Origin of the sequence: Vreelandella subterranea (genome assembly GCF_900111305.1) — a bacterium.
GTDB classification, from domain to species: domain Bacteria; phylum Pseudomonadota; class Gammaproteobacteria; order Pseudomonadales; family Halomonadaceae; genus Vreelandella; species Vreelandella subterranea.
The window spans coordinates 16,106-34,248 of record NZ_FOGS01000013.1 but is presented as its reverse complement, the minus strand read 5'-3'; the positions used below and the strand labels follow the sequence as shown (position 1 = coordinate 34,248).

Genomic DNA, 18,143 nt, shown 5'->3' with positions numbered 1-18,143 from the left:
ATCTGGCTGATTAGTTTTTCGTGTTAGCGTCAGCCGACTCGGTCAGGCGCAGCGTTACCCGCTCCCCGGCGGCGCGTTGACTCAGGCTGTAGCTGTGTGCCTGACCATTACGCTGCCACACCAGGCGGTGGTTAACGGCAGGCGCGCCGACACGTAATACATACTGATTCCCCGGAACGGGTTCGTCGATATGTTCGATCCAATACCCGCCCTGTCCATCGGAAACCTGCTCGCCACGACCATTAATATGCCCCAGGCCAGCGGCAAAGTCGGGTTGGTGGCTGCGCTCCAGTTCCATCACGCCCGCGTGATTGCGGTAACAGTCCAGGACCGTAAACGTCTCTACCGAATGCTGCCATTTCAGGCACCAGCGCGCGCCCTCGGGCATCGGCGTGTGGAAGAGCTGCTCGCCCTGCTCACTGGTCACTACCAGAAGCTCAGACGCATTAGCCGGAGCAGAGGTAGACTCCGCTCCGGCTAATGGTGAACCGGCTAGCCCCAGCGCAAAGACCGGGACTAACCTTACGGTCAGTGTCCAAGGCAGGCGTCGTGGTTGTTGCATGATGACCGCCTGCGTATGGATCAGGGACGTAGACGATCCGGAATATCGGCGTCAACTTCTTCAAAGTAGCGAATGGCGCCCGGATGCAGCGGCACCGGCGTGGACCCCATGGTGAACTCGATGGTGGTATTATTCGCCGCCGGATGTACCGCGATCAGTTCGTCGGTGTTTTCGAACAACAACTGGGTCAACTGATACGCCAGGTCCTCATCCATATCCGAGTTGACCACCAGGACGTTGGGAATACCGATGGTCTGCACTCCTTCGTCCATGCCTTCGTAAAGACCGGCCTGCAGCTGGTAAGGCGCAAAGACCTCGACGGCTTCCCGAGCATTGGCCATTTCTTCATCGGAAAGGCCGATGAGACGGATGTCCCGCGTGGCGGCCAGGTTCATGATAGAGCTGGTGGGAGGCCCAACGCTCCAGAAGCCCGCATCGATATCGCCATCGCGGATGGCGTCAGCGGTTTCGTTGAAGTTCAGCCGCTGGGGGGTGAAGTCTTCATAGCTCAGGCCGTTGGCTTCCAGTACGGCGCGCGCATTCAGCTCGGTACCGCTACCCGGTGCCCCCACGGAGACCCGCTTGCCTTCCAGGTCTGCCAGTGACTCAATATCCGAGTCGGCCAGGGTGACCAGCTGCACGGCATTCGGGTATACCGACGCCAGCGCACGGGTATTCTCGATCTGGCGGCCTTCAAAGTCGCCGGTACCGGTATAGGCTTGATAGACCGTGTCAGCCAGGGCCAGGGCCATATCGGCGTCACCGCGCATGATCAGGCCCATGTTTTCAACCGACGCACCGGTTACCTCGGCGGTGGCCTGAGCGCCTTCGATATGCTCATTGATCATCTCGGCGAAACCGCCGCCGATGGGGTAGTACACACCACCGGTACCGCCCGTGGCGATAGACAGTTGCTGGGCGCTGGCAGGCAGCGCAACGGCCAAGAGTGAAGCGGCAGCAGCTTTAGAAAGCGTTCGCATAAGCGTTTCCTCCGTCCTGTTTGGACTTATAGGTATGGTTGACGATAGGCAGGTAATACATCCAGCTTCCGATCGAATGGAAGCGGTCCCAATGAAATTAGCATGCAATCGCCGTTTGATGCCAATAACTTGGCATCAAGGCCAACCTTGCTTCAACGTTTCGCCAAAGCAAAAAGCCGCTGCGTGCGTTTGGCTGGCGATGCTTATATGATTAAAGGCTTATCGACATTTCTGGAAAGGAGCTACCCATGCTTGATCGACACTACACCCCTGGCAGGCGCCGCGCATGATGCTCTGGGAAGCCGCCGCACTGGTGGGCATTGGCATTATCGCCGGATTCATCAACGTCCTCTCGGCGGGCGGCTCGATGCTGGCACTGCCGCTATTGATGTTTCTTGGCTTGCCCACTCAGGTGGCCAACGGTACTAACCGCGTCGCCATCGTGTTGCAGAGCGTGTCCGCCATCAGCAATTTCAGACGCGCAGGCGCCTCGCATATCGGCCTGAGCTTGTGTCTTTCGGTGCCGGCCGTGGTCGGCTCGCTGGTGGGTGCCTGGCTCGCCCTGCAGGTTAGCGATGCGCTGTTCGAGGCGATCTTGATTGCCGTCATGGCCGCCTCGGCTCTGGTGATGCTGCTGCCGCAACCCAAGCTGGATACCCGCCCGCTCACCAAGGAACGACTGACCCCGCTGATTTATCTGGCCATGTTCGTGATCGGCATTTACGGCGGCTTTATTCAGGTCGGCGTGGGCGTGCTGTTTATCATCGTGCTGTACCGCATGCTGAAAATCGACCTGGCTCAGGTGAATGTTTTCAAGGTACTGATCATTCTCGTCTACAGCCTCCCCGCCCTTGTGATGTTCATGTGGTTTGACCAGGTGCGCTGGAGCTACGGACTATTGCTGGCGGTGGGCAGCATGACCGGCGCCTGGCTGGCGGTAAAGGTCAACATGAGCCCGCGGGGGGCGATGTGGATCAAATACCTGACCCTTGCGATGATCGCCGCGATCCTGCTGCGTCTGCTGTTTGGTTAAGCGCCGGGGTCAATCGATCAGCAGCGCCGCGACCTGCTTCACGATATGCGCGCCAATGGGCAATGCCGAGGTCGCCGCCGGTGACGGCGCGTTACCCACATTGAGCGTCCGCCGGGTGTTGACGAACAGAAAGTCGTCCACCAGCTTGCCGTCTTTGGAGACCGCCTGGGCCCGAACCCCCGCCGGGTAAGGCAGCAGGTCATCAGCCGTCAGGCTGGGGCAGTACTTGCGCACCAGTTCCAGGTAGCCGCGCTTGTACAACGAATTTTTCATTTCCACAAGCCCCGGCCGAAAGTGCCTGCCCAGCACCTTCAGAATACCGGGATGGGTCAACATCTGGCCCATATCGGCAAGCGATACATCACGCTTACGGTAGCCTTCACGCTTTAAAGCCAGCACTGCATTGGGCCCGACGGTCACGCTGCCGTCGATCATGCGGGTCAGGTGCACGCCCAGAAACGGCATCGTCGGGTCAGGAATGGGATAAATCAGGTGGTTCACGATGTGATTATGCTGCTCGGGCAGTTGGTAGTACTCGCCGCGAAACGGGCAGATCGTGAAGTCGGGCTTCTGCCCCAGCATGCGGATTACCTTGTCGGCCATCAGCCCCGAACACGACACCAGGTAACGGCTGGTGTACGACGCCTCCGCTGTGCTCACCACCACCACCTGGCGACGTTCCTCCAACCCCGTCACTTCCGCCTCATAGCGGATTTCACCGCCCAGGCGCTGAAAGTCAGCGGCCATGGCCCGAGTCACTGCGGCGTAATCGACAATCCCGCTGGAAGGCACATGGATGCCCGCCACGCCGGTAATGTTCGGCTCGCGCTCGCGCAGGGCATCGGCTTCCAGCCATTCACGCTCGAGGCCATTGGCCGCGGTGCGCTCCCAAAGCGCTTCCATGCGCTGCTTTTCGACCTCGTTCGTCGCGACCAGCAACTTGCCGCAGATGTTGTAGGCGATGTCGTGCTGGTCACAGAATTCGCGGGTAGCGCGGTTACCCTCGAGGCAGAATCTGGCCTTCAAGCTGCCCGGCGTGTAATACACGCCGGCATGAATCACGCCGCTATTATGGCCGCTCTGGTGCTGTGCGGGGCCACTTTCTTTTTCGAGCACCAGCAGCCGTTTATCGGGGTAGGTCTGCTGGAGCTGCATCGCCGTGGACATGCCCAGGATACCGCCACCGATAATGATGAAATCCCACATCAAGCTCTTCCTCCAGGCCACATTGTTAACATTTTCTGATAATAGCCGTTATTCTGCTGGTGCCGATATCATCCAGCCTTTACCAGGGAGCCCACACGCCATGGAGCCAGACGCGCCGCGTCAGAACCTCGCCATTCGCGCCTACCGAATGCTCAAGCACGATATTATCCGCGGCCGCTTCGCGCCGGAACAGAAGCTGCTGATGAGCCGCCTCAAAGACGACTACGGCGTCAGCACCGGCCCGCTGCGCGAGGCGCTATCGCAGCTGGTGGCCGACCACCTGGTCGTGGCCATCAGCCAGCGGGGCTATCGCGTTGCCCCCATGTCGCTTGCCGAGCTCAACGATATCTACGACGCCCGCGCGCAGCTTGAGGGGCTCATTCTGCGCCTGGCCATCGAACGCGGCGACGATGACTGGGAAGCCGACGTACTGGCAGCGGCGCACCGACTGGCCAAGGTCACCGCCATCAGCTCGCCGGATGAGCTGCTCGACGGCTGGGATCTGCGTCACAAAGCCTTTCATACGGCCATTGCCAGCGGCTGCAACTCACCGCATTTGCTGCAAATGCGCGATACCCTGTTCAATCAGGTGGAGCGCTACCGCCATCTCTGGCTGCAGGAAACCGTCATGTCGCCCACGGCCCTGGAACAGAAGCGCCAGGAGCATGCGGCACTGGTCGACGTTATCCTAGCCCGGGATGCAGATCGAGCGTCTATCCTGATGCGCGACCATTTGATGACGCCGGTACCCATCATCACCCGTGTGCTCAAGGCACGCGGCATCGAATAAATTCTGCGTTTTAAAAAAATGTAGATATTTTAAAATAACGGCGATACATTGGTCGCAGCAACACACCGACCGCCACGTGATTGCCGTGGTCGCTTGCGGGCGTCTGCGGGACTGCACCAAGGAGTTCACATGACACACTTCAACTGGGACGACCCGCTGCTGCTTGAGCACCAGCTGAGCGACGAAGAGCGCCAAATCCGCGACGCCGCCCACGACTACTGCCAGGAAAACCTTCAGCCCCGGGTGCTCAGCGCCTTCCGTGAAGAACGCTTCGACCGCGAGATCATGACCGAAATGGGCGAGCTTGGCCTGCTGGGAGCGACCGTTTCCCCCGACTACGGCGGCGCAGGCGTCAATCACGTCGCCTACGGCCTGATCGCCCGGGAAGTCGAGCGCGTGGACTCCGGCTACCGCTCCGCCATGAGCGTGCAGTCGTCGCTGGTGATGTACCCCATCGAGACCTACGGCTCCGAAGAACAGAAGCAGAAATTCCTGCCCAAGCTTGCCAGCGGCGAGATGGTCGGCTGCTTCGGCCTGACCGAGCCAGACCACGGCTCCGACCCCGGCAACATGATTACCCGGGCTGAGAAAGTTGACGGCGGCTACCGCCTGACCGGCGCCAAGATGTGGATCACCAACAGCCCGATTGCCGATATCGCCGTGGTATGGGCCAAGTCGGCCGCCCACGACAACCAGATCAAGGGCTTTATCGTCGAGCGCGGCGTGGAAGGCTTCAGCACGCCGAAGATCGACGGCAAGGTCTCGCTGCGCGCGTCGATTACCGGCGAGATCGTGCTTGAAAATGCCTTTGTGCCCGAGGAGAACCTGCTGCCCAACGTCAGCGGCCTGAAAGGCCCGTTCGGCTGCCTGAACAAGGCCCGCTATGGCATTGCCTGGGGCGTGATGGGCACGTCTGAATTCTGCTGGCATGCTGCCCGCCAGTACACCCTGGACCGCAAGCAGTTTGGTCGCCCCCTGGCCGCCAACCAGCTGATTCAGAAAAAACTCGCCGACATGCAGACGGAAATCACCCTGGGGCTGCAGGCAGCGCTGCAGGTGGGCCGCCTGATGGATAGCGGCAACTGGGCGCCGGAAATGGTCTCGCTGATCAAGCGTAACAACTGCGGCAAGGCGCTGGATATCGCCCGTCAGTCCCGCGACATGCACGGTGGTAACGGCGTTTCTGACGAGTATGGCGTCATTCGTCACATGGTGAACCTGGAATCGGTCAACACCTACGAAGGCACCCACGACGTGCACGCGCTGATTCTAGGCCGCGCCCAGACCGGTATTCAGGCGTTTTTCTAAGGACGTTTATGAGCGCATCTCCCAAACCGCTGGCGGGCATTAAAGTACTCGATATTTCCCGGGTGCTGGCAGGCCCGTGGTGCGGGCAAATGCTCGCCGACATGGGGGCCGACGTGATCAAGGTGGAACGTCCCGGCTGCGGCGATGACACCCGTCACTGGGGGCCGCCCTGGCTCGCGGGCAGCGAAGAGTCGGCCTACTATCTGTGCGCCAACCGCGGCAAGCGCTCGGTCACGGTGGACATGGCGAAGCCCGAAGGTCAGGCGCTCATCAAGCAGATGGCGGCTGACAGCGACGTGGTGATCGAGAACTTCAAAGTCGGCGGCCTCAAGAAGTACGGCCTGGATTACGCAAACCTCAAGGCGCTCAACCCAGGCCTTGTCTATTGCTCGATCACCGGCTTCGGCCAGGAAAGCCCCTACGCCCACCGCGCTGGCTACGACTTCATGATTCAGGCCATGGGCGGAATCATGAGCCTGACGGGCAAACCTGATGACGAACCCGGCGGCGGCCCGGTCAAAAGCGGCGTGGCGTTTACTGACATTTTCACCGGTCTGTACGCCGCCAACGCGGTGCTCGCGGCGCTATACCAGCGCCGCGATACGGGTGTCGGCTGCCATATCGATATGGCGCTGATGGACGTTCAGGTAGGCGTGCTCGCCAATCAGGCCCTGAACTATCTAACCTCGGGCAACGTCCCCCAGCGGCTGGGTAACGCCCACCCCAATATCGTGCCTTACCAGGCCTTTGCCACCCAGGACGGCCACATGATTGTCGCCGTGGGTAACGACGAGCAGTTCAAGCGCTTTTGCACGGTGCTTTCACTGTCCTCCCTGGCTGAAGACTCCCGCTTTGACACCAACGGCATGCGCGTTCAGCATCGGGACCAACTGGTGCCCGTCCTCGAAGCGGCGCTTGCCCAGCGCCCCACCGACGACTGGCTGGCAAGGTTTGAAGCCGTGGGCGTGCCCAGCGGCCCGATCAATACCCTGGATCGGGTCTTCGACGATGCCCACGTCAAGGCGCGTGGACTGAAGCAGACGCTGCCCCACTCTCAGGCGGGCCAGGTTGATCTGGTCGCCAACCCGATTCGCATGAACGGCAAGTCCATCAGCGCCAGCACGGCGCCGCCCTATCTCGGCGAGCACACCGACGACGTGCTGACCGATATTGGCATTACCACTGAACAGCGACAGGCACTGCGCAATGCGGGTATTATCTGAGTCTGACCGATTTCATTTAAACGTCTATTCAACCGTACACTACCCAACGACCTATTAGGCTACTCTAAAAACAGTCTGTCCCGGCGCTTTTTTGACTGATGTTCATTGCCATTAAATGCTGTACAATACATATACAAAAAGCTTACGGAAAGTTGACCAACTTTCAACACTGACCTGTTATTGTTGGATTAAGTAAGCAATGCAGCGCTTGTTTTGTTATTGGCGAGCGCCAGATACCTGGAGACACGATGAGTCAGTGCGCGCGCGTGAACGGAACCTGCAAACGCTGTGAAGGCGAACTGCCCTTCGATTTCACAATGGCCTTCCAGCCTATTGTGGATGTATCGCTTGCCAAGATTGACGCCTATGAGGCCCTGGTACGCGGACCGCAAGGTGAGTCCGCCTGGAGCGTTATTTCCCAGGTGACCGATAGCCTGCTCTATCATTTTGACCAGGCATGCCGGGTAAAAGCCATCGAAATGGCCAGCGCCCTCGAAATGCCGACGGCGCTGTCGATCAACTTTTTACCCAACGCGGTGTATGAACCCAGGGCCTGCATCCAGGCGACACTGGATGTTTCTCAGCGCGTCGGCTGGCCGACCGACCGGCTGATCTTCGAAATTACCGAAACCGAGCGCGTGCGCGATCGCCAGCACCTATGCAATATTATCGATGCCTATCGCTCGATGGGGTTCAGGACGGCTCTGGATGATTTCGGTAACGGCTACGCCAATCTGGATCTGCTGACCGACCTCGTCCCCGATAAAATCAAGATAGACCGCGAACTGGTGATGAACTGTGACCATGATAATAGACGCCAGTCGCTGCTTCGTTCGATCATTCAACTGGCCGATGAGCTAGCCATCAGACTGATTGCCGAAGGCGTGGAAACCCACGCAGAGGCATTGTGGCTGGCCCGTGAAGGCATTCCCTGCCAGCAGGGGTTCTACTATGCGCGACCTGCCGTCAATGCCCTGGCTGACGACAAAGCCTTGACGCAGCGTCTGATAGCGCTGCGCGACGAATCACAACAGGCCAGCTTGCAGGTACCCAATGACTAGTTCCGCATCGCCAGATATTCATCAGCTTCTGGACCAATCGAAACGCAATACGGAAAACGTCATCAAGGCGGCGCCGCTGGGTATCTGCATCACCGACCCCCATGGTTATTTTGAAATGGTCAACCCGGCTTACTGTGACTTTTACGGTTATGCTGAAGAGGAGTTGCTGGGCCAGCACTTCACCATGCTAGTTCCCGATGCCAACCGCGAGACGCTCCATGACCTACATGACTCGTTTATAGAGGGCGAGGAGAGACATGAGCTACGTCAGGAGTGGGAAGTCATAGGTAAAGGCGGCAAGACGCATACCATTATCGCCGAAGCCGCACGCATCATCGGCTTCGACGGGCAACCGCGAAAAGTCACCTTCATTGTCGATATCACCCAGCGCAAGCGGCTGGAACAGCGCCTTCAGAAAGCCAACGAGCGCCTGCACTACCTTGCCCACCATGACGAACTCACCGGCCTGCTGAACCGGCGGGCTGGCTTGCAGCGCCTGGAGCAGGAGCTAAGTCGAAGCTCGCGTTATGGAAGTCCCCTCAGCGTTTCGATGTTTGATCTGGATAATTTCAAGGCGATCAACGATACCTACGGCCACGGCGTCGGAGACAATATTCTTCAAGAAGTCACGGCGAAAGTGAACGAGACACTGCGCGAGACCGATATCCAGATTCGCCTGGGCGGCGAGGAGTTTCTGGTCATCATGCCCGAAGTGGATGCCGAAAATGCGCGGCAGGCCATGGAACGCGTGCGCAGTGCCGTTGCCGAGACAACGTTTACCCAGCGGGCCTTGACGGTTACGCTCTCCGCAGGCGTGGCAGGTTATGTCGAGGCCTCCACCACCCGGTTACTTGATCATGCCGATAAAGCCATGTATCAAGCTAAACAGTCGGGTCGCAATCGCGTTGTGGTCGCTTCATCCATGTAATCCTGCCTATTGCGCACTAGGCTGAAGCCTATCCCCATCCACTCAGGAGTTGAACTATGAGTAATGCCGAGTTAAACGAGTTAAAAAACAAGTATGTTGCTGCTGGTGCCGCAAGCCCCGCCACTGCCTTTGCCGCCCGCGCGGAAAACGCTGAAGTATGGGACGCCGACGGCAATCGCTTTATCGATTTTGCCGGCGGCATTGGCGTATTGAACGTGGGCCATCGCCACCCCAAGGTCGTAGCGGCCGTCAAAGCCCAGCTCGACAAGGTGATGCATACCTGCCAGACGGTAATGCCCTATGAAGGCTATGTAAAAGTCGCCGAGAAGCTCAGCCAGATCGTGCCGGTGCGCGGCCACGCCAAGGTCATGCTGGCCAACTCCGGCGCCGAAGCGCTGGAAAACGCCATCAAGGTTGCCCGCGCCGCCACAGGACGCTCCAACGTAGTCTGCTTCGACGGCGGCTACCACGGCCGTACCTTCTACACCATGGCCATGAACGGCAAGGTCGCGCCCTACCAGACCGACTTTGGCCCGATGCCGGGCACCGTTTTCCGCGCCCCTTACCCCGTGCCCTACCACGGCGTAAGCGAAGACGAAGCCATCCGCGGCTTGAAGATGGCGTTGAAAACCGATGCCAACCCCAAAGATACCGCCGCTATCGTGCTAGAACCGGTACTCGGTGAAGGCGGCTTCTACCCAGCTTCTACCAGCTTCCTGACCAAGATCCGCGAAATCTGCGATGAGCACGGCATCTTGATGATCATCGACGAAGTACAGTCGGGCTTTGGCCGTACCGGCAAGATGTTTGCCATCGAGCACAGCGGTGTTGAGCCCGACATCATGACCATGGCCAAGAGCATGGCCGACGGCATGCCGATCTCCGCGATCGTGGGTACCGACAAGATCATGGACGCTTCCGGCCCCAACTCCCTGGGCGGTACCTACACCGGCAGCCCGACCGCCTGTGCGGCTGCCCTTGCGGTAATGGAAGTGTTTGAAGAAGAAAACATTCTCGAGAAGAGCCAGGCGCTGGGCGAAAAGCTGGCGCAGCGCTTCAGCAACTGGGAAAGCAAGTTCGCCTGCGTTGATAACGGCCGCAACATGGGTGCCATGGCCGCGTTTGAGCTGGTATCCGACAAGACCGACCGTACACCCAACCCAGAAATGGCCGCGGCGCTGTGCAAAAAAGCACGTGAAGAAGGGCTGATCCTGCTTTCCTGCGGCATGTACGGCAACACCATCCGCTTCTTGATGCCCGTCACCATTGAAGACAACGTCCTCAATGAAGGGCTGGATATTATCGAGTCCTGCCTGGATTCGCTGGTGTAAGCGTTATCTTTATACCAGACCAAAACGCCGCCCAATCGGGCGGCGTTTTACTTGGTGCGACTCCTAACCGGCTTATTGCGCCATGAAGCGTGGTAGCCACAAGGCAATATCCGGCCATACGCTGATGATCAAGGCCGCCACGCACATCAGCAGAAAGAAGGGTAGCGCTGCCAGGGCCACCCGACTGATGCTTTCCCCCGTCAAGCTTTGCAACACAAACAGGTTGAACCCAACCGGCGGCGTTATCTGTCCAAGCTCGATCATGATGATCAGGAAGATGCCAAACCAGATGGGATCGAACCCCGCCATTAGCACGATCGGCAACGTAATCGGCAAACTCATGACGGTGATTGAAATACCGTCCAGAAAAAGCCCCAGCACCACATAGAAAACCGCCAGCGCCAGCAACAACGACATCGGGCTAAAGTTTTGCGCGGCAATCCACTCCGCAAGCTCCCGGGGCAGGTGCAGGTACCCCATCGCCGTGGATAGCAGGGATGCCGTAATCAATAAACTGCATACCATGATACTGGTGATTAACGTTCCTCTAAACGCCTCAACGAATAGCCGATTACTTAGCTGCCCCTCATAGCCCAACAGCAGCAGTGTCGCGGCAACGCCTACCGCAGCCGCCTCCGAGGGGGTGGCAATACCGCTGTAAATAGATCCAATGACAATCGAAATCAGTACCAGCAAGGGCAACAACAACAAAATGGATTGCCCTACGCTTTGGCCTGATGCTGCCTGCCTGGGTGCCAACGACGGCGATAGATAGGACCTCGCGCTGATATATACGCTATACAACAGCGCGATTAACAGACCCGGCACGACACCCGCCATGAACAGCTGGCTAATCGAGACTTCCGCCTGGACGCCATAGACGATCATGACGATCGAAGGCGGAATCAACAGCCCCAGGCTTCCGGCGCCCGCCAGCGAGCCAATCGATAGATTACGATCATACCCCCTCGTCTTCAGCTCCTGAGTGGTGATTTTGCCAATCGTCGCGGTCGTCGCCGCACTGGAGCCGCTCACCGCCGCAAACAGCGTACAACCAAGCACGTTGGTGTGGAGAATGCCGCCCGGCAAATGGCGGGTGATCGGTACCAGCCCTTTAAAAAGCCGCTCGGAAATATTGGAGCGAAAAATCAGCTCACCCATCAATATAAACAGCGGGATGGCCGATAACTCCCAGCTGTTACTGGCACGGTAGAGAATCCGCGAGAAAATCAGGCCAATACGATCAGCACCGAAGTCGCCAAACAGCCAAAGCGAGCCAATGGAAACGGCCAGCATGGCCGCAAAAATCCAGGTACCCATCGACAAAAAGAACAACAGCAGTACACCGACCCCGACGGCCGACCAAAAAATATCCATAACGCCTTTCCTATTAGCCGTTGCTTCAATTGACGCTAGACGAGTAGCCTGAACGCAGAACCATTATTTTTAGGGCTCTGACCAACAGCGTGATGGAAATTAACCACATGCCTATGAGGATGGCACTCTCCGGCAGCCAGATAGGCGTCTCAGCCATGGTGTCACTGACGGTGCCGCGACTATAGCTACGCTGAACGTTCTGAAACCAGAAGGTCGAGAGCCACACAAAGCAGCCTGCCGTTACCAGGCTGCTAAATAGCTCCAGCGGCCAGCGCATGGTTTCAGGAAAGCGCTCCAGAAGCAGCGAGACACGTATCAGCCCACCCTTCTCCAGTACATAGGGCAGGCCTAAAAATGACATCGTGGCCACGGCATAGCCGATATACTCATCAAGTATAAACGTCGAGTGGCCAAACAGTCTCAGCACTATCTCTAATAGAATATGACCCAGCATATAAATAATGAGGATCACGGCAATTAACGCACCAACTCTATTGAGCATTTTAGAGATAGACTCAATGATATTGACTACCTTCATTGAGAGCCTCGAAACTCGGCTAAGATAGATTCACCGACATCCCCAGTATTCTCCAGCCAGCTTTCGATAACGCTGCCTGCCGCTTCGTTAAGGGGAATTAGTAATTCATCTGGGGCGGGATCGCTTATCACAACATCGTGCTCACGAAGCGTTTTGTAGTTCTCTTCAGTACGCGTTTCAACCGTTTCCCAATTATGTTGGTCCGTCATACTGGCCGCTTCCATCACCGCCTCCTGTTGAGCCTCCGTAAGTGACTCGAAAGTGTCGCGATTCATATGCACCATATTAAGAGGAATGGCGTACTGAACCCCTGCAAAGTAGTTCTGGTGCTCCCAAAAGCTGGCATTGGCTCCTGCTTCGGCCGACGTTAATACGGCCTCAATGCCGCCGGTGGCCAGCTGGGGAACTACATCGGCCCAGGATAAGCTGACCGGCGAAGCACCGACATTTCTAAAAGTTTCAGTACCGTTACGGTCGAAAGTGCGAATTTTCAGGTTCTCAAGATCATCTTGGTCAGTAATTTCGTCTTCTGACCAGATACCGCTTGGGGGCCAAGGGGACGCATAAAGCAGAACCTGATTATTATCGGCAAAGATGTCTTCGTAGTGGGGCCTAGCTATTTCATAGAGCCGCCGGGCATCTTCAACATCCTCAACGATAAAAGGGAGAGAAGAGAGTAGAAATAAAGAGTCGATGCCGCTCATGGTGCCAGAGAGTGTATCCGCTATTTCAACCACACCATCTGCCACTCCATAAAAATGATCACTGGAATTAAAGCCTAGCGAGCCACCTGTATGTAACGTGATACTGATATCGCCATCGGTTAGTTCGGCAAGCTTATCAATAAAATAAGCATCGCCTTGGGCGTGAATAGAGGTCGAGTTATATTCATTAGAGAAGTCCATACTGACCGTCTGGGAATGCGCATAGCCACTGACGAGCAACATCCCCAATGCCATCGAAAGCTTCTTACCCGAATGGGGGAATTTATTATTTAAATCAGCAGGATGGAACATTGTCTTAACCCCTATTTTGATTGGTATAGGGATTAAACTACAGCCATTTGGGAATCATTTATGTCCCATTGCGACGCGTACGGACTAAAGAGCGACACACTGTCCTCTCTTTGTCGACTGGGAAGGCGTTCAAGTAAATAATTAAACCTTATACCAACGTCTAAACGGCGGCCGCCTAAGAATGGTACATTCCTGGCGGCCTGGTTGGCACAAAACAATCTAACGAGGCCGCCGGTCGCCTTCTAGAAAGTTGGCGGTGAATACCGCTTTTCCATGGGTCTCGAACGACCACTTCATGACATCGCTCAGTGCTGCCATCACCTCGTCGAATTCACCAAACACCTGGGTGCTCATCCGGTTAGGGTGTACTTCGAGACCTGTCGCTTCCAGGCGTTTTACCACGTCTTTCACCACCGGCTTGAAATCCTCGGCCAGCGGGTAATAGCTAAGCTGTACGGAAAGATACATAACGTCTCCTTACGCTGTGTGGGAAGACTGACTCGTCTTGGCCAGACGGTGCCAGACATCCAGGATAGCGTCGCGGGTTTCCTCAGGGTGCTCCATGGGGAACATGTGCGTACCGGGAACACGGCTGACCGCCACCCCGAAACGCTGCAAACGCTTGATACGTGACGCCGTCAGCAGGTCCGAGTGCTCCCCCGCCACGACTTCGACCGGCACGCTCAACCGACGCGGCAAACGGGTCAGGTGGTCCGGCAAATGACGGAAAATCTCTACCTCGATGCGCGGGTCAAACGTCAGCTCGGCACTGCCGTCGGCCAATACTCGGGTTCCTGCTTCAATGTAGTCGTTGAGCGCGTCCGGGGTAAAGCGTCGAAACAGCCCGCGGCGGCGCAGCGAGTTGGCCATGGCCTCGCGACTCGGCCATACCGTACGTCGGCCCAGGGTTTTCCCCGCAGGCGTCACCCGGTCAACAAACCCGAAGCGTTTGGCGGCCTTCATCGCCCAGGCATCCCGCCCCAGCATCAACGGCGGATCGAGCATGATCACGCCACAGAAGCGCTCGGGCTGCTTATCTGCCGCCATTGCCATCAAGGTCCCACCCAGCGAATGCCCAACGCCGAGCAGCGGCGTGTCGCTATCGGGAAGATAGCTCAGCAGCTCATCCACCAGGTTGCCCCAGTTATGATTGACCGGGTAATCCGGATGATGCCCCAGGCGATCCAGCGGATGCAGATCAAAGGACTCGGCCAGCGGATCAAGCAGGCTGCGATAGCTCAGACCGGGAAAGCCATTGGCATGGGCAAATACTAAGCGAGGGCGTGACGAGGTATCAGCAGGCATGGCAAGGCTCGTGGTGAAGTCGATAAGTCAGGGGTGAGAAGCTATCTATCATACATCTGTTTTAATTCACTCTGTACGCAGCGTCAATCCGACCAGGTGTTAACAGGCTAATTAAAACAGCGCCAGCTGTTGCACCTGCGTATTCTCAGCCAGCCGATAGCCTACGCCCAGCAGTCGCACGGGTCGCTCGCCCCTGTGCCAGCCCACGTTCAGCAGCGTTTCGAACTGGGCCAGGTTGGGTGCGGGGTCAGCGTGTTCCACGGTGGTCTGGGTGAAGTCGTTGAACTTAACTTTGACGATCAGCCCGCGCACCCCGAGCGGCGGGTCCAGTCTTGCGTAGCGGCGCTCCAAATCCTCGATCAGCCCCGGCAGTTCATGGCGGCAGGCCTCAAGAGTGGGCAAGTCCTGGGAATAGGTTTGCTCGGTGCTGATCGATTTGCGCTCACGGTGGGTTTTCACCGGTCGGTCGTCTCGCCCCCAGCTCAGTTCATGCAGCCGCCGCCCGAAACGGCCGAAGTGCTCGACCAGATCCGTCAGCGTACGGGCGCGCAAATCGGCACATGTATGGATATCAAGCCCCGCCAGTTTTTCTGCCGTGCGAGGGCCAACGCCGTGGATTTTTTTCACTGACAGCTGCTGTACGAAGCCGTCCACCTCATCAGGCGTGATCACGCACAGGCCGTCGGGCTTGTTCCAGTCGCTGGCAATCTTGGCCAGAAACTTGTTCGGTGCCACACCGGCCGAGACGGTAATGCCTACCTCGCGGCTGACCCGCTCACGGATCGCCTCGGCCATGAGCGTCGCGCTGCCGTGATGCTGGGTAACCTCGGAGACATCCAGGAAGGCTTCATCCAATGAAAGTGGCTCGATAAGCTCGGTGACGTCGCGATAGATGGCAAACACCTGCCGCGCGACGGCTTTATACTTGGCCATATCGCCGCGAATGACCGTCAAATGCGGGCAGCGCTTGAGCGCCTGGGCCATGGGCATCGCCGAGTGAATGCCGTATTCCCGGGCGGGGTAATTGCAGGTGGCGACCACCCCGCGCTGCTCCACGCTGCCACCAATCGCGATGGGAATATCGCGCAGCGCCGGGTTGTCGCGCATCTCCACCGCCGCGAAAAAACAGTCACAGTCGCAGTGAATAATTTTGCGCACTGGCTACCTTTATACACTGTAGAAAACCACAGCTTATCACAGCATCAGGTACCGCAGAACGTCCGCAGCACCTGCTCGTTTTCCGTCGCCGGTGCCGCCAAGCGGCGCGCTTCAACGGAATCATCAAACGGCTTGGTCACTACCGCGAGTAGCGTGTGGAACGGCGTAAAATCGCCCTCGACCGCCGCATCAATGGCCTCTTGAACGCGATGGTTGCGGGGAATCACCACCGGGTTGGCGCGCTGCATGGCCGCCAGGCGGTCGGTATTTTGGCTGGCCACCTGGGCCGCTTGCCACTGGCTGAGCCATTCGCCTAGCGCCTCGGGGTTCTGCGTTAGCGCCAGCAAGTCGTCATGACGCTGGTCACTGGGCGACGCGGCGTATTGTGTCAGCACATCAAAGGTGGCAGTCATGTCCATCCGCCCCTGGTGCATCTGGCTTTCCAGCCCCTCCATCAACGCCTCGGCCTGGTCACTTTCCGCTTCCAGGCCGAGCTTATCGGCATGCAAGCGGCGCTGTTCGGCGTTAAACAACGTATCGAAATGGCGGATGGCATCGGTGGCTTTTTCGACCAACGCATCGCCCTCGCCCTCTATCAGCGGCAGCAATGTCTCGGCGAAGCGGGCCAGGTTCCACTGGGCAATTGCCGGTTGGTTGGCAAACGCATAGCGGCGGCCTTCATCGATGGAGCTATACACCTTCTGCGGATTGAACTGCTCCATAAAAGCACAGGGGCCATAATCGATGGTCTCCCCCGCCAGGCTGCAGTTATCGGTGTTCATCACCCCATGAATAAAGCCGATACTCAGCCAGCGGGCAATCAATTCCGCCTGGCGGGCAACCACCGCCTCAAGCAGCGCCATGTAGGGGTCGTCTGCTTTGGCAGCCTCCGGGTAGTGGCGTTCAATGACATGGTCCGCCAGGGTCTTTAGCGCCGCTTCATCCTGGCGGGCAGCGATAAATTGAAACGTCCCGATGCGAATATGGCTGCTTGCCACGCGGGTAAATACCGCACCCGGCTCGGGCAGTTGGCGCACCACACGCTCGCCGGTGGTAACGGCCGCCAGCGCGCGGGTGGTAGGAATCCCCACGGCGGCCATAAACTCGCTGACCAGATATTCCCGCAGCACCGGCCCCAAGGGCGAGCGGCCATCGCCGCCGCGGGAGAACGGTGTGCGACCGCTGCCTTTCAACTGCACGTCGCGGCGCTTGCCGTGCTGGTCGACGACTTCGCCGAGCAGTAGCGCCCGGCCGTCGCCCAGCTGCGGCACAAAGTTGCCGAACTGGTGGCCCGCATAGCCGAGCGCCCGGGGCGACGCATTGGGCATCGTCTGATTGCCGCTGAACCACGCGGCCAGGGTCGTCTCATCGGGTATTTCGTCAGCGCCCAGCTCGGCGGCCAGCGGCGCATTGAACGCGATCAGTTCAGGGTTCGCCACGGGAGTGGCCGCGCATTCCACCGACAGCGGTTCGGGCAAGGTGGCATAGCGATGTTCAAATGACAGCACGATTAACTCCGCGTCTATTGGCTTTCGTTAGCTAATACCCTAGCATTTTACTCAAGTAAACGCCGAAGCGAAGCCTCTATATCATGCCGATTGCCCCAGCCCATTACCCTGCCCCGCTTGAGCGGGCGTTTTATAACCGCGACACCCTTGAGGTCGCCCGCGATATGCTGGGCTGCTGGCTGGTGCGTGAGCATAACGGCGAGCAGATCGCCGCGCGGATTGTGGAAACCGAGGCCTATTGCGGCGCTGAAGACTCCGCCTGCCACGCCCACCGCCGCCGCTCGCCGCGCACCGAAGCCATGTTCGGGCCGGCGGGCCACGCCTACGTGTACCTGGTGTATGGCATGCACTGGCTGCTCAACGTGGTCACCGAACCGGAAGATTCGCCCTGTGCAGTGTTGATTCGCGCCGTGGAGCCCACAGTCAACGAGGCGGCGATGCGTGCGACCCGCCAGGCGACGGGCAAGCAGCTAAGCAATGGCCCGGGCAAGCTTACTCGTGCGCTGGGTATCGACAAGGCGCTGTACGGCCATGACATGACCCAAGGCAACCGACTGTGGATAAGCCAGTCCGTGCAGGATGACGGCCTCGCCACCGGGCCGATCGCCACGGGCCCACGGGTGGGCATCGATTATGCAAAACCAGAGCACCGCGACGCCCCCTGGCGGCTGTGGCTGAAGGATAACCCGTGGGTCTCTAAGTCGCGCTAGCGGTCAACGACATCGAAACAGCCGGAAAGTTATCACGCAAGCTTTCATCAGTGTCCTAGCCGTGCCAGTCTGGATAAATGTTCTGTGAATTTTTTCTGCTGGTTATTTA

At 58.2% G+C, this 18,143-nt stretch carries 18 protein-coding genes; 8 read left to right on the top strand and 10 right to left on the bottom strand.

Features of this window, described 5'->3' with window-relative positions; genetic code table 11:
* Window positions 1-10: 10 nt before the first annotated feature.
* On the bottom strand, window positions 11-562 hold the full coding sequence (locus BMX75_RS16075; protein ID WP_092829642.1) for a DUF1850 domain-containing protein: 552 nt from the start codon (window positions 560-562) through the stop codon (window positions 11-13).
* A gap of 20 nt (window positions 563-582) precedes the next feature.
* Window positions 583-1,542, bottom strand: coding sequence for a TAXI family TRAP transporter solute-binding subunit (locus tag BMX75_RS16070; protein ID WP_092829640.1), 960 nt, complete (start codon window positions 1,540-1,542; stop codon window positions 583-585).
* A 286-nt stretch (window positions 1,543-1,828) separates the two neighbouring features.
* On the opposite strand from BMX75_RS16070, the gene BMX75_RS16065 reads away from it, so the two are divergent.
* Window positions 1,829-2,575 carry a sulfite exporter TauE/SafE family protein gene (locus BMX75_RS16065; protein ID WP_092829638.1) on the top strand — a complete coding sequence of 249 codons (747 nt, stop codon included), beginning with the start codon at window positions 1,829-1,831 and terminating at the stop codon, window positions 2,573-2,575.
* Between the two features lie 9 nt (window positions 2,576-2,584).
* Here the strand turns inward: BMX75_RS16065 and lhgO are convergent, their stop codons facing one another.
* On the bottom strand, window positions 2,585-3,781 hold the full coding sequence (gene lhgO, locus BMX75_RS16060; RefSeq protein WP_092829636.1) for an L-2-hydroxyglutarate oxidase: 1,197 nt from the start codon (window positions 3,779-3,781) through the stop codon (window positions 2,585-2,587).
* Window positions 3,782-3,881: 100 nt separating this feature from the next.
* On the opposite strand from lhgO, the gene csiR reads away from it, so the two are divergent.
* The 6 genes from csiR to gabT all read left to right on the top strand — a co-directional run bounded on the left by csiR (window position 3,882) and on the right by gabT (window position 10,422).
* Complete coding sequence (csiR, locus tag BMX75_RS16055) at window positions 3,882-4,571, top strand: DNA-binding transcriptional regulator CsiR (RefSeq protein ID WP_082926099.1); 690 nt, start codon at window positions 3,882-3,884, stop codon at window positions 4,569-4,571.
* 129 nt (window positions 4,572-4,700) lie between these two features.
* Window positions 4,701-5,879, top strand: a complete 1,179-nt coding sequence (locus BMX75_RS16050) for an acyl-CoA dehydrogenase (protein ID WP_092829634.1) — start codon at window positions 4,701-4,703, stop codon at window positions 5,877-5,879.
* A gap of 8 nt (window positions 5,880-5,887) precedes the next feature.
* Window positions 5,888-7,102, top strand: coding sequence for a CaiB/BaiF CoA transferase family protein (locus BMX75_RS16045; RefSeq protein WP_092829632.1), 1,215 nt, complete (start codon window positions 5,888-5,890; stop codon window positions 7,100-7,102).
* A 248-nt stretch (window positions 7,103-7,350) separates the two neighbouring features.
* The gene (locus BMX75_RS16040) at window positions 7,351-8,163 is read left to right on the top strand and encodes an EAL domain-containing protein (protein WP_092829630.1); all 813 of its coding nucleotides are present in this window, start codon (window positions 7,351-7,353) and stop codon (window positions 8,161-8,163) included.
* On the top strand, window positions 8,156-9,091 hold the full coding sequence (locus BMX75_RS16035; RefSeq protein ID WP_092829628.1) for a GGDEF domain-containing protein: 936 nt from the start codon (window positions 8,156-8,158) through the stop codon (window positions 9,089-9,091). Before BMX75_RS16040 ends, BMX75_RS16035 begins: the two co-directional genes overlap by 8 nt.
* Window positions 9,092-9,147: 56 nt before the next feature.
* The gene (gene gabT / locus BMX75_RS16030) at window positions 9,148-10,422 is read left to right on the top strand and encodes a 4-aminobutyrate--2-oxoglutarate transaminase (protein WP_092829626.1); all 1,275 of its coding nucleotides are present in this window, start codon (window positions 9,148-9,150) and stop codon (window positions 10,420-10,422) included.
* Window positions 10,423-10,494: 72 nt separating this feature from the next.
* Here the strand turns inward: gabT and BMX75_RS16025 are convergent, their stop codons facing one another.
* The 7 genes from BMX75_RS16025 to BMX75_RS15995 all read right to left on the bottom strand — a co-directional run bounded on the left by BMX75_RS16025 (window position 10,495) and on the right by BMX75_RS15995 (window position 17,324).
* A complete protein-coding gene (locus BMX75_RS16025; RefSeq protein ID WP_092829624.1) occupies window positions 10,495-11,799 on the bottom strand; it encodes a TRAP transporter large permease in 1,305 nt (434 codons plus the stop codon).
* A 25-nt stretch (window positions 11,800-11,824) separates the two neighbouring features.
* Complete coding sequence (locus BMX75_RS16020; protein WP_092829622.1) at window positions 11,825-12,337, bottom strand: TRAP transporter small permease; 513 nt, start codon at window positions 12,335-12,337, stop codon at window positions 11,825-11,827.
* Entirely contained in the window at window positions 12,334-13,353 is a 1,020-nt protein-coding gene (locus BMX75_RS16015) for a TRAP transporter substrate-binding protein (RefSeq protein ID WP_092829620.1), read from the bottom strand. Before BMX75_RS16015 ends, BMX75_RS16020 begins: the two co-directional genes overlap by 4 nt.
* A gap of 219 nt (window positions 13,354-13,572) precedes the next feature.
* Entirely contained in the window at window positions 13,573-13,821 is a 249-nt protein-coding gene (locus tag BMX75_RS16010) for a YkoF family thiamine/hydroxymethylpyrimidine-binding protein (RefSeq protein WP_066321271.1), read from the bottom strand.
* A 9-nt stretch (window positions 13,822-13,830) separates the two neighbouring features.
* Window positions 13,831-14,658, bottom strand: a complete 828-nt coding sequence (locus BMX75_RS16005; RefSeq protein ID WP_092829618.1) for an alpha/beta fold hydrolase — start codon at window positions 14,656-14,658, stop codon at window positions 13,831-13,833.
* Window positions 14,659-14,769: 111 nt separating this feature from the next.
* Entirely contained in the window at window positions 14,770-15,816 is a 1,047-nt protein-coding gene (gene dinB, locus BMX75_RS16000) for a DNA polymerase IV (protein ID WP_066321268.1), read from the bottom strand.
* Between the two features lie 44 nt (window positions 15,817-15,860).
* Complete coding sequence (locus BMX75_RS15995; protein WP_092829616.1) at window positions 15,861-17,324, bottom strand: protein adenylyltransferase SelO; 1,464 nt, start codon at window positions 17,322-17,324, stop codon at window positions 15,861-15,863.
* 83 nt (window positions 17,325-17,407) lie between these two features.
* Here BMX75_RS15995 and BMX75_RS15990 point away from each other — a divergent pair, with 83 nt between their 5' ends.
* Window positions 17,408-18,034: a DNA-3-methyladenine glycosylase gene (locus tag BMX75_RS15990; protein ID WP_092829614.1), complete on the top strand. Its 627-nt coding sequence runs from the start codon at window positions 17,408-17,410 to the stop codon at window positions 18,032-18,034.
* The last annotated feature ends 109 nt before the right edge of the window (window positions 18,035-18,143 follow it).